Annotated in this window: 19 protein-coding genes; 8 read left to right on the top strand and 11 right to left on the bottom strand. The window is 64.3% G+C overall.

All coding sequences use genetic code 11. From position 1 onward, the window contains the following. Positions 1 to 13 precede the first annotated feature (13 nt). Entirely contained in the window at positions 14 to 1,426 is a 1,413-nt protein-coding gene (locus K940_RS0100495; RefSeq protein ID WP_369797447.1) for a CCA tRNA nucleotidyltransferase, read from the bottom strand. A gap of 406 nt (positions 1,427 to 1,832) precedes the next feature. Between K940_RS0100495 and K940_RS0100505 the strand changes: the two genes are divergently transcribed. Then, positions 1,833 to 2,369, top strand: a complete 537-nt coding sequence (locus K940_RS0100505) for an NUDIX hydrolase (protein WP_028475908.1) — start codon at positions 1,833 to 1,835, stop codon at positions 2,367 to 2,369. Further along, positions 2,366 to 4,912, top strand: coding sequence for a DUF6049 family protein (locus K940_RS26430; RefSeq protein ID WP_196812059.1), 2,547 nt, complete (start codon positions 2,366 to 2,368; stop codon positions 4,910 to 4,912). Before K940_RS0100505 ends, K940_RS26430 begins: the two co-directional genes overlap by 4 nt. 388 nt (positions 4,913 to 5,300) lie before the next feature. Here the strand turns inward: K940_RS26430 and K940_RS32140 are convergent, their stop codons facing one another. After that, on the bottom strand, positions 5,301 to 5,507 hold the full coding sequence (locus K940_RS32140; RefSeq protein WP_155980700.1) for a hypothetical protein: 207 nt from the start codon (positions 5,505 to 5,507) through the stop codon (positions 5,301 to 5,303). On the opposite strand from K940_RS32140, the gene K940_RS0100515 reads away from it, so the two are divergent. The 6 genes from K940_RS0100515 to K940_RS0100540 all read left to right on the top strand — a co-directional run bounded on the left by K940_RS0100515 (position 5,495) and on the right by K940_RS0100540 (position 14,151). Next, positions 5,495 to 9,535: a lipid II flippase MurJ gene (locus K940_RS0100515; protein ID WP_369797443.1), complete on the top strand. Its 4,041-nt coding sequence runs from the start codon at positions 5,495 to 5,497 to the stop codon at positions 9,533 to 9,535. The genes K940_RS32140 and K940_RS0100515 overlap by 13 nt on opposite strands. Before the next feature lie 275 nt (positions 9,536 to 9,810). After that, entirely contained in the window at positions 9,811 to 10,371 is a 561-nt protein-coding gene (gene sigM / locus K940_RS0100520) for an RNA polymerase sigma factor SigM (RefSeq protein WP_028475910.1), read from the top strand. Positions 10,372 to 10,446: 75 nt separating this feature from the next. After that, positions 10,447 to 11,253, top strand: a complete 807-nt coding sequence (locus K940_RS0100525) for a hypothetical protein (RefSeq protein WP_028475911.1) — start codon at positions 10,447 to 10,449, stop codon at positions 11,251 to 11,253. A 181-nt stretch (positions 11,254 to 11,434) separates the two neighbouring features. Then, positions 11,435 to 12,421 carry a thioredoxin-disulfide reductase gene (gene trxB, locus K940_RS0100530; RefSeq protein ID WP_028475912.1) on the top strand — a complete coding sequence of 329 codons (987 nt, stop codon included), beginning with the start codon at positions 11,435 to 11,437 and terminating at the stop codon, positions 12,419 to 12,421. 48 nt (positions 12,422 to 12,469) lie between these two features. Further along, positions 12,470 to 12,808, top strand: coding sequence for a thioredoxin (trxA, locus tag K940_RS0100535; protein ID WP_028475913.1), 339 nt, complete (start codon positions 12,470 to 12,472; stop codon positions 12,806 to 12,808). A gap of 155 nt (positions 12,809 to 12,963) precedes the next feature. Beyond that, on the top strand, positions 12,964 to 14,151 hold the full coding sequence (locus K940_RS0100540) for an N-acetylmuramoyl-L-alanine amidase (protein ID WP_028475914.1): 1,188 nt from the start codon (positions 12,964 to 12,966) through the stop codon (positions 14,149 to 14,151). A gap of 91 nt (positions 14,152 to 14,242) precedes the next feature. On the opposite strand, the gene K940_RS0100545 is transcribed toward K940_RS0100540, so the two are convergent. The 9 genes from K940_RS0100545 to rpmH form a co-directional block, all read right to left on the bottom strand. Further along, a complete protein-coding gene (locus tag K940_RS0100545) occupies positions 14,243 to 14,971 on the bottom strand; it encodes a GNAT family N-acetyltransferase (protein ID WP_028475915.1) in 729 nt (242 codons plus the stop codon). 264 nt (positions 14,972 to 15,235) lie between these two features. Further along, the gene (locus tag K940_RS0100550) at positions 15,236 to 16,297 is read right to left on the bottom strand and encodes a ParB/RepB/Spo0J family partition protein (protein WP_028475916.1); all 1,062 of its coding nucleotides are present in this window, start codon (positions 16,295 to 16,297) and stop codon (positions 15,236 to 15,238) included. Between the two features lie 69 nt (positions 16,298 to 16,366). Continuing rightward, entirely contained in the window at positions 16,367 to 17,323 is a 957-nt protein-coding gene (locus tag K940_RS0100555; protein WP_369797448.1) for a ParA family protein, read from the bottom strand. Between the two features lie 1,269 nt (positions 17,324 to 18,592). Further along, entirely contained in the window at positions 18,593 to 19,378 is a 786-nt protein-coding gene (gene rsmG / locus K940_RS0100565; protein ID WP_051406755.1) for a 16S rRNA (guanine(527)-N(7))-methyltransferase RsmG, read from the bottom strand. 162 nt (positions 19,379 to 19,540) lie between these two features. Next, positions 19,541 to 20,152 (bottom strand): protein jag, encoded by a 612-nt coding sequence (locus K940_RS0100570; protein ID WP_051406756.1) that lies wholly within the window; start codon positions 20,150 to 20,152, stop codon positions 19,541 to 19,543. 106 nt (positions 20,153 to 20,258) lie between these two features. After that, entirely contained in the window at positions 20,259 to 21,359 is a 1,101-nt protein-coding gene (gene yidC, locus K940_RS0100575) for a membrane protein insertase YidC (protein WP_028475920.1), read from the bottom strand. 4 nt (positions 21,360 to 21,363) lie between these two features. After that, positions 21,364 to 21,810 (bottom strand): membrane protein insertion efficiency factor YidD, encoded by a 447-nt coding sequence (yidD, locus tag K940_RS0100580; RefSeq protein ID WP_028475921.1) that lies wholly within the window; start codon positions 21,808 to 21,810, stop codon positions 21,364 to 21,366. Beyond that, positions 21,807 to 22,232, bottom strand: a complete 426-nt coding sequence (gene rnpA, locus K940_RS0100585; protein WP_028475922.1) for a ribonuclease P protein component — start codon at positions 22,230 to 22,232, stop codon at positions 21,807 to 21,809. The genes yidD and rnpA overlap by 4 nt, the downstream gene beginning before the upstream one ends. A gap of 21 nt (positions 22,233 to 22,253) precedes the next feature. Beyond that, positions 22,254 to 22,397: a 50S ribosomal protein L34 gene (gene rpmH, locus K940_RS31320; protein ID WP_081706069.1), complete on the bottom strand. Its 144-nt coding sequence runs from the start codon at positions 22,395 to 22,397 to the stop codon at positions 22,254 to 22,256. Positions 22,398 to 22,481 lie beyond the last annotated feature (84 nt).

Below are 22,481 nucleotides of genomic sequence, written 5' to 3' on the forward strand. Positions count from 1 at the left end.
CGGTGATCGGCGATCAGCCGCGTGCGCGCCACCACTCGAGCAGCGCCGACTCCGCTTCGTCGCGGCTGAGCGGGCCGCGATCGAGCCGCAACTCCTTGAGATACCGCCAGGCCATGCCGACATCCGGACCTGGGGAAAGACCGAGTAGCTCCATGATCGCATTGCCGTCCAGGTCCGGGCGGACCTTGGCCAGATCTTCCTGGCGACGCAATCGTTCGATCCGTGCTTCCAGCTCGTCATAGGTGGCACGCAACGCAGCGGCCCGGCGTTTGTTGCGGGTCGTACAGTCGGCGCGGACCAGTTTGTGCAAGCGGGGCAATAGCTCGCCGGCATCGGTGACATAGCGCCGGACCGCCGAGTCCGTCCACTGACCCTTTCCGTAGCCGTGGAAGCGCAGATGCAGAAACACCAGCCGGGCCACGTCCTCGGTGAACTGCTTGGGATATTTCAGCGCTCGCATCCGTTTGCGCACCATCTTCGCTCCGACCACTTCGTGGTGGTGGAAACTGACACCGCCACCCGGCTCGTTGCGCTTGGTGTCCGGCTTGCCGATGTCGTGCAGCAGCGCAGCCCAACGCAATACCAGGTCGGCATCACCTTCTTCCTGGTCGATGGCCTGTTCCAGCACGGTGAGCGAATGCCAGTACACGTCCTTGTGCTGGTGGTGTTCGTCTATTTCCAGTTTCATTGCCGGAACCTCGGGCAGCACTCGCCGAGCCAACCCGGTCTCGCACATGAGATCGATGCCCTCGATCGGATGAGCCCCGGCGATCAATTTGTCCAGCTCGACGCGCACTCGCTCGGCGGTGATCCGATCGATCTGCTCGGTCATCGCCGCCATCGCGGCTCGCACCCGCGGATGGGGCGTGAAGCCCAGCTGCGAGACGAACCGTGCGGCACGCAGCATCCGCAAGGGATCGTCGTCGAACGAATCCTCTGGTGCGGCAGGAGTATCGAGCACGCCCTCGAGCAAGGCGCTCATGCCCTCGAGCGGATCGACGAATTCCATCGCACCGTCGGGACCTATCTTGACCGCCATCGCATTCACCGTGAAGTCCCGGCGCACCAGGTCGTCTTCGAGCGAGTCCCCGAAGGTCACGAGAGGATTGCGCGACACCCGGTCGTAGCTGTCGGCACGGAAAGTGGTGATCTCCAACTGCTGGTGGGCCTTGGCCGCGCTGACCGTACCGAAAACCAGACCGCCGGTGTCCCACAGATGATCGGCCCACCCGCGCAGGATGTCCTGTACCTCATCCGGTCGGGCATCGGTTGTGAAATCCAGATCGGTCCCCAGCCGACCGAGTACGGCATCGCGCACGCTCCCACCGACCAGGTACAACTCGTACCCCCGTGCGGCGAACAGTTCACCCAGGGGGGTCAGCACGTCCGACAACCCGCCGAGAGTCACCGCCGCGGCAGCCAGCAATCGGGTACGTCTATCCAGCGCAACATCCTCGGATTTGGGCGAAACCACGAGTGAGCAGCTTACCGAGCCTCGACCACCATGGTGCGGCCCCGTGTTCCAGAGCGGTAACCAGTGCCCAGGCGGCATCCATCGCTGTCGTCGGCTCGATGCATGCCCGATCCGGGCGCCGTAGATCACACCGGCACCGAGCGGCGGCAATGCCCGCCCACACCGAGCAGCGAATCAGCGACCGCACCGAGCAGCAAATATGCAGGCCGAAGACCGATGAGCGGACTCGGGCGAGATCGGCGCCGCAGAGTGCGCCCCACGACGAGATCCAGCGCTGCTGGGCCCGGAACCGGTCTGTCGAGGCTCGAGGACACGCTGCGTCACCAGCGCGACGAATCGAACACAGTAGGATTGCCAGGTGTCTCCGGCCGATCGTGCGAACAGTCGACGTCGCCAGCCTCGGCGCCGCGGTTCGGGTACCGACGCGGCGAAGCCGCGGATGCGCACAGTTCGGGAGACCTCGGCAGGTGGCCTGGTCATCGATGGTTTGGACGGTCCACGAGAAGGTCGCAGCGCAGCCCTCATCGGACGCACCGATCGCCGCGGGCGGTTGTTGTGGTCACTGCCCAAGGGGCATATCGAAGCAGGGGAGACCGCCGAGCAAACCGCAATCCGCGAGGTCGCCGAGGAGACCGGGATCACCGGTGTGATCGTCGCCGAACTCGGCAATATCGACTACTGGTTCGTGACCGATGGGCGGCGCGTGCACAAGACAGTGCATCATTATCTTCTGCGATCGGTCGGTGGCGAGCTGTCCGACGCCGATGTAGAAGTCACTCAGGTTGCTTGGGTTCCGTTGAGCGAACTGGATTCTCGGCTGGCCTACGCCGACGAGCGGCGGCTGGCCGAAATGGCGAACAAGCTGATCGACCGGATGGAGACCGGTAAGCGATGACACATGGACTGTTCCGGATCTTCGTGGCGGTCCTGACCATCTTCGGCCCGGCGGCAGCGCTTCCGCTACTGGATGCGAGAACGGCGGCGGCGCAACCGACCGGGTTCGACGCGCCGTCGAACCCGAAATTTCTCAAGTTGTCGCTGGATTCGGTGTCGCCCAACACCGTGACCACCACCAGCGATTCGTTGATCACGGTCTCGGGGACGGTCACCAATATCGGTGACCGGGTGGTCGATGACATCAGCGTCCGCATTCAGCGCGCACCGGCGATTACCGCGCCGTCCGGCCTACGCACCACCTTGCGCCTCGACCAGGCCTATTACACCGTGAACGGACAGTTCGAAGACGTCGCGCAGCGATTGCGTCCTGGAGAACGGCAACAGTTCACTCTCAGTATTCCGCTGCGTTCCAGCAGCGGAGAGGTCTCGCTACTGTTGTCCCAGCCGGGTGTCTATCCGCTGCTGCTCAACGTCAACGGCGAACCGGCGTATGGCAACCAGGCCAGGCTCGACGATGCTCGGTTTCTCCTGCCGGTTCTGGGACTCCCCCCCATCCCGGCACGCCAGGGATCCGGTACCGGAGCCTCGGCGATTCCCGCACTCACCGACACACCGGTAGCGATGACGGTGCTGTGGCCGCTGGCCGACCGACCGAGGCAGCTTGCGGGGCGTCCCGGCAGCGTGGACGGCGTCATGGAGCTCACCGACGACGAATTGGCCACATCGCTGGGCAAAGGCGGTCGTCTCGATCAACTGTTGGCCACAGTGGAGGCGACCACCGGCACCGTCGGTGGCCGGACCCAGAGCATGTCCTCGGGGATCTGTCTGGCGATCGACCCCGATCTGCTGCTCACGGTGGATGCGATGACCCGCGGGTATCGCGTGCTCGCCAGTCCGTCCGATCCAGATGGTGCGACCAGAGCGGGCAGTGGGGCCGAGCAAGCGCAGACCTGGTTGGATCGACTCCGTGTGCTGTCGAGGTCGATGTGTACGGTCGCGCTACCGTTCGCACAGGTCGATCTGACTGCCCTGGCCGCGGTCGACGACGCCGCGCTCGCTGCGCGCGCCATCGACGAACCCGCCGATATCGTCGACGCGATTCTGTCCACCAGATCGCTGCGCGGAGTCGGCCTGCCGGAGTCGGGCAGCATCGACGAGCGCGCGGGGCTGCTGTTGCGCAACCACGGATTCGGCACCGCTGTACTCGCTTCCACCGCCACCCTTCCGCTGGGCGTCCAGGACCTGTCGGAGTCTGTCGCATCGGCGACGACCCCGGTGGGACCCGACATGGTCGACTTGCCCGAGATCGCCGCGGTCGAATCGCCCATCACCGAGCCCACGCCATCGGACAGTGCCGCCACCTCGCCGGGGGCGAGCTCCGATGTATCTCCGCCCGGCATTCTGGCCGAGCCCGCGCTGCGGGCAGTGCGATTCGACATCTGGTCGGCGACCGCACTGGCGGCTGTGGGCTCCAATCCGCCCACACCACCGTTCACCCCGACCCAGGTCCGGTACGACGTCAGCAACGACTCCCGGTCCGCACGGCTTCAGGATGCACTGGGAGCGATCTCTTGGAGCGCACTGAACCCGCAGGCGAATCAGCCACGCTCGCTGTTGCTGGTGCCACCGCAACAATGGGGCGCCAACCGCGAGGAAGCGATCGCCCTCCTGCGCCAGATCGACCTGCTCTCGAGCAGCGGCTTGGCCGTGGCTCGACCCTTGTACGATCTGGTCGCACAGCCGCCGGACCCACAGCCCTACCAACCGCGCTATCTGACGCAGGCCGAGCAGCACGCAGTGCCCGACCGATTCGTATCGCCCGTGCGCGAACAAGGCCGTCGGATCGACCAGATGGCGCGTGCCCTGATCGAGGTACCGGACGCCGAGCTGACACCGCACGCGTTCCTGACGCCGCTGCGCGACGACCTGATCCGCGCACTGAGCCTGTCGGATCGGCGCGCAGACGATGCCACACACTCCGACATCTTCGCTCGACGTCGGCTGAACCAAGTCACCCGGACGATGGACCAGCTTCGAGAGTCGGTGAGCATCGTGCCACCGGGCGGCGTATACACCCTGGCATCCGAGCAGAGCCCGGTGTTGCTGGTCGCGCGCAACGAGCTTCCGGTCGCCATCCAGGTGCGTTTCCGCATCGAGGCTCCGGCCGGGACGAAGATCACCGACCCGGGCGAGCAGCAGCTCCCACCGAACGGGTCGCGGTCGTTTCGGATCCCGACCGAGGTCAGCGACAGTCGCAATCTGGTCATTCCGATCTCACTCACCACCCCCGAGGGGATCGCGCTCGGTAGCCCGACTCAGGTCTCCGTACGATCGAACGCCTATGGTCAGGCCTTGGCGATAATCACCGGGTGCGCCGGACTCCTCCTGCTGATATTGGCCGGCCGTCGGCTGTGGCACCGGTTCCGTGGACAACCCGACCCAGCGGACGAGAACGTCGCCGCCGACTCCGAGCCCGCCCGACATCGCGGCACCTACAGACCACCTGTGGTCGAGCAGGAGAGCCTTCAGGAGACTCGGTGAGGGATTCGGCGGCGATCGCTCCGTGTTGTTCGCTCCCACCTGCGGCACTGTGGAATGCCACGATGTCGTGTGGCACGGTGGGGGACAATCACAGTACTCCCGTGCCGGCCCCTGCCGGAGGGACGATGGACAGAACGGTCACCGACCGCGACCCAGTGGTGCACAGCGCCGGCTCCGGTGACGGTACGGTATCCGGCGGGCACAGGAGGCATGATGAGCGACGATGACATATCGGCTCATCGACCTCGTTCCGGTGATCGAGGAGGAGAATCGGCGGGGCGCTGGGCGCCGGCCGCGCCGTGGGAACGCAACCGGCCGGAAGGAGAGCATCGGGATCCGTCCCTTCCGGATACCCGTCGGCCCGACCCGTCGCCGCGTGTGCCACGGATCAGCCAGCCCGCACCCGCACCGCGGCCAGGGCAGCGCAGACAACCGCCGCCGGCAGGAGCCGAGCCGAGGCCGCCTCGACCCTCGATACAGCCACCTCATCAGTCACCACAGCCACCCCGCGTGTCGTCACAGCCGCCGCCCAACCCGGCGGGGTATCCGCCGCGACAGCGATACCCCGCTCCGCCGCGCCCGATGCCGCCGGCACCCTCGGCTCCTTGGCCGGATCGGTCCGGTTCACCGCCGACCGCCAGGCCGCAGCCACCATCCGCCGGAGACCAACACAACCCGCGGTCGGGTCCCCTTCCCGCGACGCCACAGCCGCCTCGATCCGGTCCGATCCCTGCGACGCCGAGACCACCACACACTGGACCCATTCCCGCGTCACTTCCGAAATCCGGCCCGAGGTCGACCCCTCCGTATGGTGCCGAGCAGCCACACCGTAGGCCGCATCGACCTGCTGCTGCGGGCCAGCCCGAGCCCGGCCCGCGAGAGCGTTTCCGGGCCGGAGCACGGGCCGCCGCCACCGAGACCGTAGAGCCGCGCACGGAAAGCAAGCCGACGAAGAGCCCGAACTCTCGGCTGCTCAGCGACTCCGGATCGATCGCCTTCGCCACGCTGATCAGCCGGATCACCGGATTCGGCAAGACATTGTTGCTACTGACCGTGCTCGGCCCGGCCATCGCCAGTGCCTTCACCGTCGCCAGCCAGATCCCGAACATGATCGCCGAACTCGTACTCGGCGCAGTGCTCACCGCAATCGTGGTGCCGACACTGGTCCGAGCGGAACAGGAGGATCCCGATCACGGGGCAGCATTCGTCCGGCGACTGGTAACCGCGGCCTTCGTGGTCTTGGCCACCGCCGCACTTCTGGCGACGGCGGCGGCTCCGATATTGACCACCCACGTCTTCCTGTCCGATGACGGTCGGGTGAACACCGCGCTCACCACGGCACTGGCCTTTCTCTTACTGCCCGCGATCGTGTTCTACGGCATGTCTGCACTGCTCACGGCGATCCTGAACACTCAGCAGATCTTCAAACCCGGCGCGTGGGCTCCCGTTCTGAACAATCTGGTCGTCCTGGCCGTACTCGGGATCTACATCGTCACACCGGGGGAGATCACCCTGGACCCGGTCCGGATGAGCGACCCCAAACTGTTGGTGCTCGGCATCGGCGTCACCACTGGCGTGGTGGTGCAAGCGGCCAGCCTTCTGCCGGCGATTCGGCGAGCTGGCATCGACCTGCGTCCGCTCTGGGGAATCGACGCGCGCCTCAAACAGTTCGGCGGCATGGGCGCTGCGATCATCCTCTATGTCCTGATCAGCCAAGCAGGCTTCGTCTTCGCCACCCGAATCTCCTCGCACGCCGACGAGGCCGGTCCGGCGATCTACAACGTCGTATGGCTGCTACTCCAGTTGCCCTACGGCGTGATCGTCGTCACGGTGCTCACCGCGATCATGCCGCGGCTGAGCCGCAACGCCGCGGCAGAGGACACACCTGCAGTCGTCGACGACCTCTCCGCTGCCACTCGATTGACCATGATCGCCCTCATCCCGGTGATCACCTTCCTGACCGTGGCCGGCCCACAGGTCGGCCAGGCCCTGCTGGGCTACGGCAACTTCGGGGGCGCGGATGCCTCGCGTCTGGGGCTCGCGGTCAGTTGGTCGGCATTCTCCTTGATTCCTTATTCGCTGTGGCTGATTCACTTGCGCGTGTTCTATGCCAGAGAGCAGGTATGGACCCCGACCTGGATCATCCTCGGCATCTCCGCCACCAAGATCGCCTTCTCGGCGCTCGCCCCCGTGGTCGCCGACCCCGACCAGGTGGTGATCGCCCTCGGCGTCGCGAACGGTCTCAGTTTCACGGTCGGCGCCCTGGCGGGTGGCTACCTGCTACACCGCAGCCTCGGTGACCTCCGAATGGCCAATGTCGGCCGCACCGTGACCCGTGTCGTACTCGCATCCCTCGGCGGTGGTGCGGTGATGTGGACCGTGGACCGAGTACTCGACCTGGAGCGACTGACCGTATCCTTCGGCGGGCTCGGTTCGTTGGTCCGTGTGGTGATCACCGCCGTTGTCATGCTGTCCGTTGCCTTCGGCCTGATGCGACTCGCCGGCATTCCGGAAATCGTCGCCATCACCGTGGCCGTCTCGCGACGTCTCGGTTGGACGCCACCCGCCCCGGATCTGGATGCGGCGGGTTCGGACGACGATCCCTACGCCACCCAGGTGCTGCGGCGGCCCGACCCGTATGCCTACCCACAGTTCGACCCGCACATGGACGCCCAAACCATGGTGCTACCCGTGATCAGACCCAACTCTGTTGGCCTCACCAGCGCAGAGGAGTTCCCGTACCCTGTTCGGCAGGGAAGCACAAGTGGCGAGTTCGCCGGAGCTTCGTTACGCCAGGGCAAAGGAGGACCGAGGGTGAGCGACGACGCGGTGGGCGACGTCCCGGCCGCCGATTCTTCTGCGACCGCGATCGGCGGGCTGTCCACCGATACTCCGCCGGCGACAGACGCACCACCGAACCCCGCGTATGCGAACACGGAGTCGGGAACGGCGCCGCCAGGGCCCGACGCGGGCAGACCGAACGCGGGCGCGCTGCCGCACGACCCGATGTACGACACGGGAATGATTCCCGTCGGTAGGCCGGAAATTCGGCCGATGACGGGCGAGTACCCGACTGCGCGGCGAGTTCCTCGCGGCCCCAAACTGATTCCCGGCGCATCTGTGGCCGGCGGCCGCTACCGGCTGCTGGCCCACCACGGCGGTACACGCGGCTTGCAGTTCTGGCAGGCGCTGGACATCAAACTCGACCGCGAGGTCGCCTTGACCTTCGTCGATGCCGATCAGCAGGCCGCGGACAACTCCGGGCACGACGGCCCACAAGCGATTCTGTCCCGCACTCTGCGACTGGGCCGGATCAGCTCGCCCGGGCTCGCCCGGGTCTTGGACGTCGTTCGTGGTTCTTCGGGCGGCATCGTGGTGGCCGAGTGGACCCCGGGCCGCTCGCTGCGCGAAATGGCCGAGACCGTGCCCTCGCCGATCGGGGCAGCGCGCGCCATCCGCGCCCTCGCCTCTGCGGCGGAGTTGGCCCATCGCGGCGGCGGAGCGTTGTCCATCGACCACCCCGATCGGATGCGGATCAGCGCAGCCGGCGATGCGGTGCTCGCTTTCCCGGGAACATTGGCCGACTCGGACGCCCAAGCCGATGTCCGTGGCCTCGGAGCGATGCTCTACGCCCTGATCACGGCGCGCTGGCCGATCCGCCCGGGTGGAGTCGGCGGCACCGCCAGCACAGTCGGCGGGCTCCATTTGGCCGATTTCGGTCCAGACGGCACTCCCGTGGAACCGCGAGAGATTCGTCCCGAGGTGCCCTTCGAGATCTCCGCGGTGGCGGTGCGCTCGCTGGAGTCGAACAAGGGAGTGCGCACCGCCGCCACGGTCCAGCAAGTGCTCGAGCAGGCCTCGGTGGTCGATCAAAAAACCGATTTCATCCCGGTGTTGCGACTGGGCCAGCGGGCGTCGGCGAATACCGACGATTCGCTCGCCGACCCGGAACTACTCGCGGCCGAGCGCAACCGATCACGTCGGATGACGTGGATCATGGTCGGGCTCGGCATTCTTGCCGCACTGGTGGTCGGGATCGTCATCTGGTGGCTGGTCAGCGTGTTCGCACCTGGAGCATCCGATGCGCCGTTGAACGAACAGAGCAACATCGGTCTGACCACGAACAGTCAACCGACGCCGGAACCGGCGCCGGTTGCGCCGCCGTCGGCCCGCGCGCCGGCCAGCGTGCCGGTTCCCATCGCCGACGTCTCGGTTTTCTCCCCGGAAGGCACGCCCGACGGGGTCGCCAATGTTCGGGCAGTACTGGACAACGACCCGGGCAGCTCGTGGCGCACCGACCAGTACTTCCAGCAGTTCCCTGCACTCAAGAAGGGCGTCGGGCTGCTGACGACGCTGCCCAGCCCGGCCAAGCTCGTGAACGTCTCGATCGACTCGCCCAGCGTCGGAACAGCAATCGAAATCCGTACCTCGCCCACGGCCTCGCCAACACTGGATCAGACCCAGTTGATCGGCTCCGCCCGATTGACCGACGGGATCACCGAGATTCCCGTGCGCGCCGACCAGCCCGCCCGCTATGTGTTGGTCTGGATCACCCGATTGGCCCCGGCTGGAAACCAGTTCCAGACATCGCTCGCCGATATCGCATTCGACGCCGCGTCCTAGTCACCGGCCTCTCTGGCGCCACTACACTCCTGCGCCGCCCAATCCACTCGGTTGGTGCCGAATCGTTACGGACGATATGATCTTGAGGCGCTTTCGACGGGAAGCTTCCCGGATTCCGAAGTTGTCGATCCTGGATGCTGCGAAGTCTCCGCGATGGTCAACCGTGCCCATTGCCGCTGTGAGCGCTGTCCAAGGGGTTGGCATTGTCGTCGGAATTGAACGAGGAGCTACACACAGCATCGTTACACTCGGTCACATATCGAGAACGCTCGTTCATACCCGACCAACACACCGATGTCGAACTGCTGAAGGCGCATGTCCGCGGCCAACGGCATGCGTTCGCCGAGTTGCTCCGCAGACACAACGACCATCTCTGGCAAACTGCTCTGCGTACGTCCTACACGCGGGAAGACGCGGCCGATTCGCTGCAGGATGCGTTACTGTCGGCCCATCGCACTGCCGGCTCGTTCCGTGCCGAAGCGGAGGTACGCAGCTGGCTGCACACGATCGTGGTGAATGCCTGTCTGGATCGCATTCGGCGTAACAAGAGCAGGCGCGCACTGTCACTGTCCTCGGAAACCATGCCGGAGCCCAAGGACGATCGCGACGAGATGGCGGAATTGGAGACCTCGATCGTCGTCGACCGCGCTCTGTTCTCGCTGCCGCCGGACCAGCGCACTGCGCTGGTCGCTATCGATTTGGAGGGGTATACCGTGGCCGAGGCCGCCGCACTGCTCGGAGTGCCCGAAGGAACGATCAAGAGTCGCTGCGCCCGTGCTCGGCAAAGATTGAAACAGCGCTTGGATTTCCTGCGCGATCCGGGGAACCGGAGGTAGTCGAGGTGCGTCAGTAACAATGGCAGGACACCGAACGACGATGGTGCCGTCCTCGTCGGCGAGGGGATCTCCGCGATGTCAGATGCAAACAACGGAGGGGTGATGGCCAACCGCGTGCCACAGCAGCCTCCGTTCACTGCCGAATTGCTCGCCGACCTGCACGCAGACAATGTCGCGGCGGTCCAGCGCGAGCAGCTGTGGTCCGCGGTCGCGCACGACCCGGAGGCGCAGGGTTACCTTCGCTCTCTCGACGACGTCAGCGCCCAGGTGCACGCACTGGGGCGTGATTCGCAGATCATCCACCCCATGCCGGAGGATGTGGCGGCCCGACTCACACGGTTTGTCGACGACCTCGATACGACCGAGAAGGGGAGTGCGGACGATCCCGCCGTCTCCCGACCGTTCTCCGCACCGGCCGGCGAATCCGACGATCGACCGACCATTGCGCACCCGTTCGCCGCCGGAAGGCAGGGTCGCTCCAGGTTGCGGTGGCTCGTCGCGGCCGCTGCAATCATTGTGATCACCGGCGCGGGCAGTATCATCGCGACGCTGCGCGAGGACGATCACGCCTCGATCACCGCTGGATCGGCTGCGGACGACGACCCGATCGGCGACGATCTCACCGCGACCGTCGCACTCGGTGCATTGGGTCGCTACGACGTCACAGGTTCCCTCGCCAGGCGTGAAGCATTGCAACGGTGTGTCAGCGCAAACGGGCTCGATCGCGCCGTGCTCGGTTCGACCGACTTCACCTTCGAGGGCGGTAACGCGGTGCTCATCCTGCTCGCCGGCCCGCGCCCGCCCCAGATCACCGCGCTGGTCGTCGGAACTGGTTGCAGCACCGGTGACCCACAGCGAAAAGCGATCCGCGACATCGGTTGACCGCGGTGCCGGCACTGGATGCGCCCGCAGTGTGATCCAGACAATGCGGGAACAACAGCCATTACCCTGTTGTTGACCGACACGTCCAACGACTCCCGCGGAAGGTCCACATGAACGAGCGAACGATCACCACAGCCATGTTCATGGTCGTGCCGCAGCGTAACCTCGGCGAGGTGCAGTCATGAACGCGCCGGTACACGACCTGATCATCATCGGCTCCGGACCAGCCGGATACACCGCGGCTGTCTATGCGGGACGTGCCGAACTTCAGCCGCTCCTGTTCGAGGGAACCCAGTTCGGCGGAGCACTGATGACCACCACCGAAGTGGAGAATTTTCCAGGATTCCGCGGCGGCATCATGGGCCCGGACCTCATGGAAGAGATGCGCGAGCAGGCCAAACGTTTCGGTGCGGATATCCGCACCGAAGACGTCGATGCAGTCGACCTGACCGGACCGATCAAACGAGTCACCGTGGGAGGCGAAACCTATTCGGCACACGCGGTCGTGCTCGCCATGGGGTCGGCCGCCCGCTACCTGAATGTCCCGGGCGAGCAGCGCCTGCTGGGGCGTGGCGTGAGTGCATGTGCCACGTGCGACGGCTTCTTCTTCAAAGGCCAGGACATCGTCGTGGTCGGCGGCGGTGACTCCGCGATGGAGGAGGCTACGTTCTTGACCAAGTTCGCCTCCAGCGTGACGATCGTGCACCGCCGTGACGAGTTCCGTGCTTCGCGCATCATGCTGGAACGGGCGAAAGCGAACGAGAAGATCTCGTTCGCACTCGATGCCGAGGTGGTCGAGGTACACGGCGAGAACGCGGTCACTCATCTGACCTTGCGTGACACCCGCACCGGTGAGACGTCCACATTGCCCGCCACCGGCCTGTTCATCGCGATCGGCCACGACCCGCGCAGCGAGCTGGTCGAAGGGCAAGTCGCCCTGGACAACGACGGATACGTCCTGGTGCAAGAGCCGTCGACCGCTACCGATCGTCCCGGTGTCTTCGCCGCCGGCGATCTGGTCGACCACACCTATCGCCAGGCCATCACCGCTGCCGGCACCGGCTGCCGGGCAGCCATCGACGCGGAACGGTGGCTCGCCGAACAGGGCGACATCACTGCAAACACCGTCGACCATGCCGGTGAGCCGGTGACGGTTTCCATCGACTGACCCTGTGTCACGGCGCCTGCTCGCGTGACCGAATCCAAGGAGAAATTCATGTCCGAGTCCACCAACACCGTCACCGTCACCGTCACCGACGCATCCTTCGCCGAGGAGGTATTGCTCAGCGATAAGCCCGTCCTGGTCGACTTCTGGGCGGACTGGTGCGGACCGTGCAAGATGGTGGCCCCGGTCCTGGAAGAGCTCGCCGGCACGCACGCCGACAAACTGACCGTCGCGAAGCTGGATGTGGACGCCAACCCGAGCACTGCTCGCGACTATCAGGTCCTCTCACTGCCCACTATGATGCTGTTCCGCGGTGGGAAGCCGGTCAAACAGATCGTCGGGGCAAAGGGCAAAGCCGCCCTTCTGCGCGAACTCGACGGCGTCATCTGACGATCCGATTCGCCGGCGTGTCGCATTCCCAGACGTGGGTTGTTGTCGAAATGCGCTCCGGGTCTGCAACAATCGACCGACACTGCGGTCGTGCGAGGGTAGATCCCATAGCATGATTCGGTACCGCGGTTGACAGAAGGAAAGGGCTCCAACGCATGCACCGACTTCGTCACGGCGATACCGGTCCAGCCGTAGCAGAGGTTCGGGGAGCCCTGGCAAGTCTCGGATTCCTCCATGCGCACGCCGGCAACGACCGCGCTCGGGAACGAGAATACTGGAAGGACACCAGCGCATCGTTCGACCGGTATCTGGACTCGGCTGTGCGTGCCTTCCAGCAGCATCGTGGACTGCTCGTCGACGGTGTCGTCGGCCCGGCGACCTATCGGGCGCTGAAAGAAGCGTCCTATCGACTCGGCGCGCGCACGTTGATCTACCAGCTCTCCGCACCACTGTATGGCGACGATGTGGCAACCCTGCAGCGCAGGTTGCAGGATCTCGGCTTCTATGTACACCGTGTCGACGGCTACTTCGGCCCCCACACGCACGACGCGCTCACCTCGTTCCAACGGGAAATCGGACTGGCCGCAGACGGAATCTGTGGCCCGGACACCTTGCGCTCGCTGGATCTACTCGGCGCCCGGGTCACTGGCGGCAACCCGCACCGAATAGCAGAGGAGGAGGTCGTTCACCGGGCAGGTCCCCAACTCACCGGTAAGCGGATCGTCATCGACCCGGGTCTGGGTGGACCCGACAAAGGATGCGCGGCGCCCACCGAATACGGCGATGTCTACGAGTCGGAAATTCTGTGGGACTTGGCAAGTCGTCTGGAAGGACGGATGGCGGCCACAGGTATGGAGACCTTTCTGTCGCGCCCGTGGAACGCCAATCCAACCGATGCCGAACGTGCGGACACATCGAACGCTTTCGATGCCGATCTGATGATTTCGCTGCGTTGTGCCACCAACTCGAGCCCGTTGGCCAACGGCGTCGCGGGATTCTACTTCGGCAATTCGCATGGCTCGGTATCGATGATCGGACAGGTGCTGGCCGGCTTCATTCAGCGAGAAGTCGTCGCACGAACATCACTGCAGGACTGCCGAACTCACCCACGCACGTGGGATCTGCTGCGCCTCACCAAGATGCCGACCGTACAGGTCGATATCGGCTATCTGACAAACGAATACGATTCTTCGGTCCTCACCAACCCACGCATGCGTGACGTGATCGCCGAGGCCGTTCTCATCTCTGTCAAGCGGCTGTATCTACTCGGTCAGGACGACCAGCCCACCGGCACCTACACTTTCGCCGAACTGCTGGCCGAGGAGCTGGCCGCGTCCGACTAGTTGTAGTCTCCCGTCCTGCCCTGATCGGTGCTGCTGCCGCACGGCGGAGCGGGAACTCGGTGCGGCAGCAGCACGCGATGCCGTGGTCGGGTCACCGCGCTCCGATACGGGTCGGCACGGTCATCGACGCCGCCGCCAGGAGTTGGTCCAGTGCGCGCTCGACATCCTCTTTCCACCCATGATCGGAGTTCAACTCCAACCGCAACCGAGGGAATCGATGGTGTGGCTCCACGACCTCGAAGCCGACGTCCTCCAGAAAATCGGCATCGATCATGCAGGTCTCGGGGGAGCACTCGGTCGCGGCGCCGGCCTCGCTCGCCCCTTTGATCGGCGCGACGATCCGCTCCATCAAGGTCATCGAACCGATTCGCTCCGACAGTGCCTGTGGCGACGGTTGCTCACGGATACCGAACGCTTCCAGCGCACGGACTCCGCGTCGCACCAGATCGGCGACCACGGCCTGAATCAGGCGGTACGCGATGTCGGCATCTCGGTGGGCTGGTTCGACCCATAGCGTGGTCAGCAGGACCGCGTCTGGACTCACAGGGGAGGTCGGAAAGAGAGCAGCGCGGGGCACCACCCTCGGCGGCGCATACAACGCGCAGCCGGCGACCGCACCGCCGACCTGTGCCATTTGTCCGCATGATCCCCACTCGAGCAGAACCCGGGACAGCCAGGCTTCCTTCTCGAAAACCGGATCGCTGAAGCTGCGGGAATCCGCGGCTACCGCGGGATCGATCTCCCAGAACACGCATCGGCGCACGTGCGCTGGAAGTCCTTCGAGCCCACCGAGGGTTAATGCCGTGACGCTGGTCGACACTGCTCTGCTCAGCCTCCAGCTGTCCGATTCGTCTACGCTCACGTCACATCACTGTTTGCTCGCCAGCCAGAATAAGCGATCACAGGGAACTCGCCTCACTCCATATCGCTGTGCTGTTGGTCAGAAGAACCGATGTCGCTGTGCCAGGAAGCACGGAAACACGCGAACCGTCCTGCACACCACTAACCGTCACGGTGACGTTTCAATCATGGAACTCAAGCCCACCGTACCTCTCGACATCACACATATGCTTCGTACCTTTTGTCACATCCCAGGAGTGTCGTGCTCCATGAGAGCAACGATCCGCTCGAGATCATCGACCGACCCGAATTCGACCACGATCTTGCCTTTGCGTTTGCCCAAGCTAACGGTAACCCGTGTATCGAACGATCCGGACAACCGATCGGCAACATCCTGTAACCGTGGAATATGGATCGGCTTGCGCCGCGGAGTAGGGGACGGCGCCCCATCCTCCGGATGTCGGTTGGCGAGCACGACCGCTTCCTCGGTGGCGCGTACCGACAGCCCCTCGGCGACAATCCGCGCGGCGAGGACTTCTTGGGCGTCGGCTCCTGCCTCGAGACCGAGCAAAGCCCGTGCGTGTCCAGCGGACAACACTCCTGCCGCAACTCGGCTCTGCACCGGAATAGGCAGCTTCAACAGCCGGATCATATTCGTGACGACAGGACGCGAACGACCGATTCGAGCAGCCAATTCCTCATGGGTGACGTCGAATTCCTCGAGTAGCTGCTGATAGGCCGCGGCTTCTTCGAGTGGGTTCAACTGGACCCGATGGATGTTCTCCAGAAGAGCGTCCCGCAGCATGGACTCGTCGGCCGTCTCTCGGACGATCGCCGGGACTACCGACAACCCGGCCTGCTGGCAGGCACGCCAACGCCGTTCACCCATGACCAGCTGATAACGGTCGGCACCCGGCTCTACTCGCCGCACCACGATCGGTTGCATGAGTCCGAATTCACGGATTGAATGCACCAACTCGGCCAGGGCCTCTTCTTCGAAAACCGTACGCGGCTGCTTCGGGTTCGGCCGGATGTGCTCCGGCGGAATCTCTCGGTAGATCGCGCCACCGGTAGCCAACTCGCCGTTGTCGTCGACCGGATCGGGGACCCGACGCAATCGAGTCGGCACGGACCGAGTCTCGACAGACCGAGTCTCGACGGGTCGAGTCTCGACAGACCGAGTCTCGACGGACTCGGGACCGATGATGTCTGCAGCGACGCTACCCGGACCCGACGCCGTCGCTGGTGCCGTCGGGATCAACGCCGCGAGGCCGCGCCCGAGTCCGCCCTTCTTCGCCTGACTCATCGGTCTATCGATCCTTCCTCGTACTGCCATCGGCCCGGATACCGCCATGCGCCGACTCGGTCGGCCACGTCACTGGGCCGACGTAGTCGCGGCTGCCTGCGACGCTATCGCACGGGCGGCTATCTCGCGTCCGGCATCCATGTAGCTCATTGCACCCCGGGAGCCGGGATCGTAGTCGAGCACTGTCATGCCATACCCCGGCGCCTCCGATACCTTCACGCTGCGTGGAATCAACGACTTCAGAACAACGTCACCGAAGTGTCCGCGGACCTCTTCGGCGACCTGGTCCGCGAGCTTCGTGCGCCCGTCGTACATCGTGAGAACAACTGTCGAGACATGGAGTTCGGGGTTCAGATGCGCTTGGACCAGGCCAATATTGCGGAGTAGTTGACCGACGCCCTCCAGTGCGTAGTACTCGCATTGGATCGGAATCAGCACTTCCTTCGCCGCGACCAGCGCGTTGACCGTGAGCAACCCCAACGACGGCGGGCAATCGATCATGACGTAGTCGATGTCGTAGCCGGCGATATTCGCCTCTTGGATGGCGGATTTCAGTCGCCCTTCCCGAGCGACCATCGAGACGAGTTCGATCTCGGCGCCAGCCAGATCGATCGTCGCGGGAACGCACAGCAGGCGTTCATTGTGTGGACTGGTCTGGATCGCGTCGGTGACCGAGGCTTCGCCGATGAGCAACTCATAACTCGACGGGACACCTGAATGGTGGTCGATCCCGAGCGCAGTACTCGCATTACCCTGCGGGTCGAGATCGACCACGAGCACAGTCATCCCCTGATGCGCCAAAGCTGCGGCCAGGTTTACGGTCGTGGTGGTCTTACCCACGCCGCCCTTCTGATTGGCCACTGTGATGACGCGCTGCTCCCGCGGTCTCGCCACGGCCATCTTCACTGGATGGAGAACCTGACTCGCCCGTTGAGCCTCCGCTGCAATCGGAGTCTCGTTGGGAGAGATGTGCCCGAACGGTGTGCTGCCCAGTGCTTCCTCGTCGAAACTGCTGGAATCCAGCATCCCTGGCACACGCGACGTCGTTTCCCGTGAAACATTCACTGGACCGCTCGACATAGACAGCTCCTAACCCGAGAAACTTCAGAACACGTGCGCGACGGACGGGTTGGCGCGTCGTGTTTGTAACAGCCTTGCCGGATCGAACGCGATGCATAACCGGATCGGCGACAATCGATCGAACGGAGCATCTGCCGCCATGACACCCGATTCCTCCGTGGTACCTCTGCTCGCGCCGGACGCACCCTAGCTTGCCAGTACTGAGCGAGTTAGGAAAGCTGAATCGCGGCAAGATATCAGGGGACAAGCCAGTGACCGCGAGATCGCTTCGGTGGTGTCGTTGTTTCACATGAAACATAGCTCCTGAACGCATGCCCCGGGGTGCCCTATCACTGTCACCGGTGCCAAGTGGTACTCGAAGCACGACACTATCCATGGACTCGATGTCGAGAAGTAGCGCCTACGAACGCCTCTCGGCGAAGCTGGCGTGTTGTGCAGCAACCGAGGGGTAGCCCGATCGACGAACGGGCTTTCTGCACCTTCGGCACGATGATGAAACCGAGCCAGGTACGAGCACCTCGACGTATGCCGGAGGCCACGCGATCGACACATCGAATCGTGCTTGCTGGTCACCGCTGCACACTCGATGCCTCGATCAGCCGATGAAGGTCGACATGCAGCACTGTACGATCGCCGCCTGTTCCATACCTGAGTCACGTGACGCGTTCCCACGCGTAACCGGCACACGCGTGGGACCATCCGAAGCATTCTCACCGTAGTGCAGACGCTGCGCCGGCTGGACGCTCCTTCGCAGCGAGCAGCTTCTGGTGGTCGAACTCCGACGCCGGAGTCGACCGGACAAAGGCGGAGAAGCAGCATGGAATCCGCGATGAATCGGCATCCACCGGGCGGACTTCCGCCGCGCGGGGGTTGCCGGGAAATCGTGATTCACGTGAAACATCGGAGAACATTCCAAGCTATCTCCAGGGGAGAGTATCGGGTCGGACGTGCCGGAGGCCGGCTCGACAGCACCACCCCACACGATGTCGGACATCGAACATCGAACCTCCCTGAGCAACAATCACTTTCGACGCAGGCGCCGATCGACTCCACGTGGTGGCAACCATGTGGAGCCCTCCTTCGGTGGCGGTTGCGCAATCAGAAGATTCCAGCCAATACCATTGCACGAGAGAAATTTTCGACACACCGCAGGAGCAACTGCGGCACTGCGACATTGCCGACCCGCAGAGTTCGGCGGTGTCGTATTCGCGGAAACTACCGGGGCTTTCGAGTAGTGCGCCGAGTGCGGCCCCGCTCGGTCGAACTCCGCCGACCCGCCTTGATCTCCGACGCAGCCGCACGCTCTACACGCCGCCTCGGGATGCGCTCGGCCCGCGGGAGTCGTTCAGCGCTGATCACCTGAGTTGGTGTGGATACCACTCCGACACCGCATTCGAGTACCACGGCGTTCCCAGCACCGACGCGCGCCAGAGCCTCCCCATCCCGTTCGAGTTCCTCTGCGGCACTAGCACCCTTGAGCGCAAGCATGTGTCCGTGATCGCGTAAGAGAGGAATGGACCACTGCGCGAGCTTTCCAAGGGGCGCCACCGCACGCGACGTGACGACATCAGCTCCACCGGCTTCTTTCATCACGCCAGACTGTTCTGCACGACCACGCACCACAGTCACGTCCAATTCGGCTGCTTCGATGAATTCGCTCAGGAAGATAGTGCGACGTAGCAAGGGTTCGACCAAGGTGATTCGCAGATCCGGCCGCGCGATCGCCAGGGGGATACCGGGTAGCCCGGCCCCGCTACCGATATCGACCACTGACGCGGCCTCGGCAATCAACTCGGCGAGTACCGCACAGTTGAGGATATGTCGATCCCAAAGGCGCGGCACCTCACGCGGACCGATCAGTCCGCGCTCGACGCCGGCGATCGCAAGGGCTGCGCAATACCGCCGGGCAAGATCGAGTCGCTCACCGAACACAGTCGCTGCCGCCTGCGGTTCTGTGGGCACAGTCACCGTTTCAGCGTGATCGTGTTCCACGTGAAACATCCTTCCGAACTCGAATCGATCAGAGAACGAGCATTCTGGCGCCGGATACGAACAGGGCCTCTGGTCCGCAGAACCAGAGGCCTCGATCCGACCGCCATCCAGGATCCGGTCCCTACCCCATCTGTGCGGTACAGTACTCCGCCCGCCAGCGAACGCCGAACCTCAAGCGGGAACGACAACGACGTGGCGATTGGGCTCGACACCCTCGCTCTCGCTGCTGACGCCATCCACCGCAGACACGGCATCGTGCACGATCTTGCGTTCGAAGGGAGTCATCGGCTCCAACGACTCCGGGACCCCCGACTGCAGCACACGCTGCGCCGCGGCTGCACCGAGCTCACTCAACTCCGTCCTCCGCTTGGCGCGCCAACCTGCCACATCGAGCATCAACCGACTCCGCACCCCTGTCGTCTGTTGCACAGCCAAGCGAGTCAATTCTTGTAGTGCATCGAGCACTTCGCCATTGCGCCCTACGAGCTTGGTCAGGTCACGACCGCCGTCGATCGACACGACTGCACGGTCGCCCTCCACATCGAGGTCGATATCGCCGTCGAAATCGAGCACATCGAGCAGCTGCTCGAGATAGTCGCCGGCGATCTCTCCTTCTTCGATGAGCGCTTCCTCGGCGTCGTTCTCGGTCGCATCACGGTCGGTCGCATCACGGTCGGTCGCATCACGGTCGGTCGCATCACGGTCGGGCACATCACGGTCGGGCGCTGCACTCGCCGTCGTGGTCGCCACGCTGGCGTCGCCTCCATCGGTCTCAACACTCATGTGATTTCCTTCATCTACTCATCGCGCGCCGGACACTCGCAGGCGGGCGGTATTCGTGATCACGGGTTGCTCGACGATCGATCGGACCGCGCAGACAATCGCGCAGTCAGCGCCGGCGCTTCTGGTTCGCCCGGCCTCGGTTGCCAGGCCGCTTCTGGCCGCTGGAACGGCGTTGGCTCGCAGGCTGCCGCGCCGGCTTTCCGCTACCGTTCGTTTTGGCCGAACCCTGGGCCGATGACGCGGTCGTTTCCTCGTCCGAGGCCGCGCTTTCGTCGGACGTCGACCCCGGCTTCTTCTTCACATTCACCGGTTTGGCGCCCGGCTTCGGGGCATTCTGAGCGCGCTGCTCCAGCTTGGCCTGCTTCTTGGCTTCCTCTTCCTTCGCCATCCGGCCGAAGACCAGGTGCTGCTGTCCATAGGTCCAGATGTTGTTGGCGACCCAGTACAACAAAATTGCGATCGGCAAGAATGGACCACCGACGAGCACACCGAGCGGGAACACCCACAGCGCGAGCTTGTTCATCATCGCGGCCTGGGGGTTGGCCGCAGCTTCCGGGGTCTGCCGCGCCACCGAGGCCCGAGCATTGAAATGCGTCGCCAGCCCGGCGATGATCATCAGCGGGATCGCGACGATTGCGATACTCACCCTGCTCGGCATCCCACCGAAATCGGCGAAGGCCTCCAACTGTTGCGTGCCGGTCGTGATGAACGCCGAAATCGGCGCACCGAAGATGCGGGCGCTGAGGAAGGACTGAACGTCGGTCGCGCTGAAGACGTAGTTCGCCGTGTTCGCGTTCTGTTCCGGGGTCATCCCGAGCTGGCCGAACCCATGTCCGGTTCGGTTGAACGAGCGCAGAACGTGGAACAACCCGAGGAAGACCGGTATCTGGGCGAGGATCGGCAAGCAGCCCATCAGCGGGCTGAAGCCATTCTCCTTCTGCAGCTTCTGCATCTCGAGCGCCATCTTCTGGCGATCGTTCTTGTACTTCTTCTGCAGCTCCTTGATCTGCGGCTGCAGCTCTTGCATCTGTTTGGTGGTCCGCACCTGCTTGACGAACGGCTTGTAGAGCACCAGTCGCAGGGTGAACACCAGGAACACCACAGCCAGTGCCCACGTCAGACCATTGTCCGCACCGAAAGCGAACCCGAAGACCCGGTGCCAGAACCAAAGGATCCAAGACACCGGGTAATAGATGAAGTCGAGCACGACTCTATGCACTCCCGTCGTTCGTGTCGCCGATCACCGCGTGCGGTGATCCTGTCCAAGCGTTCGGCTCCGACCGCAGCCCGGCGGACAAGCTCTTCGGTTCCTGCGACCCCTCGTCGGTCGCTGCTTTGTCCGTCGCTGCTTTGTCCGTCGCTGGTTTGTCGGTCGCTGCCCGGTCCGTCGACGCGAGCCGATGCGTGCCGCGGCTGCGCTCCGGTACCGGGTCCCACCCACCAGGGTGCCAGGGTGCACATTTGGCGATGCGCACGGCCGCCAAGAAGACCCCGACGATCAGACCGCGCGTGCGTAGAGCGGTAACCGCGTACTCGCTGCAGGTCGGGGTGAATCGGCATACCGGCAGCCGCAAAGGGGAGACATAGGAGCGATAGAGCTCGATCAGGAAGATCAGTGCATTCGCAGGTAACGCGGTAATGGTCGCGGACGATTTCATGCGTGACCGTCCGTTCGCACCGCCACGGCGGCGCCGACCTTGCGTAGGGCACCACGCAACTGACCGGACAAATCATCCGCCGACGCCAGAGCCGAACCCGGCAACGCGCGGATCACGACATCGGTCTGCGGTGGTACATCGGCGATCACCCGAGCGCACAGATGACGCAGGCGGCGGGCGACGCGATGTCTGGTCACCGCGTCGCCTACCGCCTTGCTGACGATCAAGCCGAAGCGCGGCCCACCGATGCGAATCAGCGCATCCAGCGAACTGCGCTCGGAGCGACGAGCCGAATCCACTGGCCCGTCATACCCATGGATGAACACGTGCACGACCAGATCACGCCTCCCGATTCGCCGGCCACGGCGCACCGTCCGGGAGAAGTCGGCACGATGATGCAACCGATACGGCTCAGGCAACACCTGAGCGTCCGCAGGTGGTGATCATGCGGTCAGGGCGGCGCGACCCTTACGGCGACGCGCCGAGACGATGGCGCGGCCGGCGCGGGTGCGCATCCGGAGGCGGAAGCCGTGAACCCGCGCCCGACGACGGTTGTTCGGCTGGAACGTCCGCTTGCCCTTGGCCACGGTCGATACTCCTCGAGTAGGTGGGCGCTACGGAGCGCCCGAAGCTTATCGGTGATACATGTACTGCGTGATGAATCCCAGGAC

Origin of the sequence: Nocardia sp. CNY236 (assembly GCF_000482385.1) — a bacterium.
Taxonomy (GTDB): Bacteria; Actinomycetota; Actinomycetes; order Mycobacteriales; family Mycobacteriaceae; genus Nocardia.

What these genes read in the sequence shown, in the direction of transcription:
- trxA (WP_028475913.1), top strand. Translation starts at nt 12,470, where the DNA reads ATGTCCGAGTCCACCAACACCGTCACCGTCACCGTCACCGACGCATCC.
- K940_RS0100525 (WP_028475911.1), top strand. Translation starts at nt 10,447, where the DNA reads ATGTCAGATGCAAACAACGGAGGGGTGATGGCCAACCGCGTGCCACAG.
- trxB (WP_028475912.1), top strand. Translation starts at nt 11,435, where the DNA reads ATGAACGCGCCGGTACACGACCTGATCATCATCGGCTCCGGACCAGCC.
- rsmG (WP_051406755.1), bottom strand. Translation starts at nt 19,378, where the DNA reads ATGTTTCACGTGGAACACGATCACGCTGAAACGGTGACTGTGCCCACA.
- K940_RS0100570 (WP_051406756.1), bottom strand. Translation starts at nt 20,152, where the DNA reads ATGAGTGTTGAGACCGATGGAGGCGACGCCAGCGTGGCGACCACGACG.
- K940_RS0100550 (WP_028475916.1), bottom strand. Translation starts at nt 16,297, where the DNA reads ATGAGTCAGGCGAAGAAGGGCGGACTCGGGCGCGGCCTCGCGGCGTTG.
- K940_RS26430 (WP_196812059.1), top strand. Translation starts at nt 2,366, where the DNA reads ATGACACATGGACTGTTCCGGATCTTCGTGGCGGTCCTGACCATCTTC.
- K940_RS0100515 (WP_369797443.1), top strand. Translation starts at nt 5,495, where the DNA reads ATGCCGCCGGCACCCTCGGCTCCTTGGCCGGATCGGTCCGGTTCACCG.
- yidD (WP_028475921.1), bottom strand. Translation starts at nt 21,810, where the DNA reads ATGAAATCGTCCGCGACCATTACCGCGTTACCTGCGAATGCACTGATC.
- K940_RS0100555 (WP_369797448.1), bottom strand. Translation starts at nt 17,323, where the DNA reads ATGCTGGATTCCAGCAGTTTCGACGAGGAAGCACTGGGCAGCACACCG.
- K940_RS0100540 (WP_028475914.1), top strand. Translation starts at nt 12,964, where the DNA reads ATGCACCGACTTCGTCACGGCGATACCGGTCCAGCCGTAGCAGAGGTT.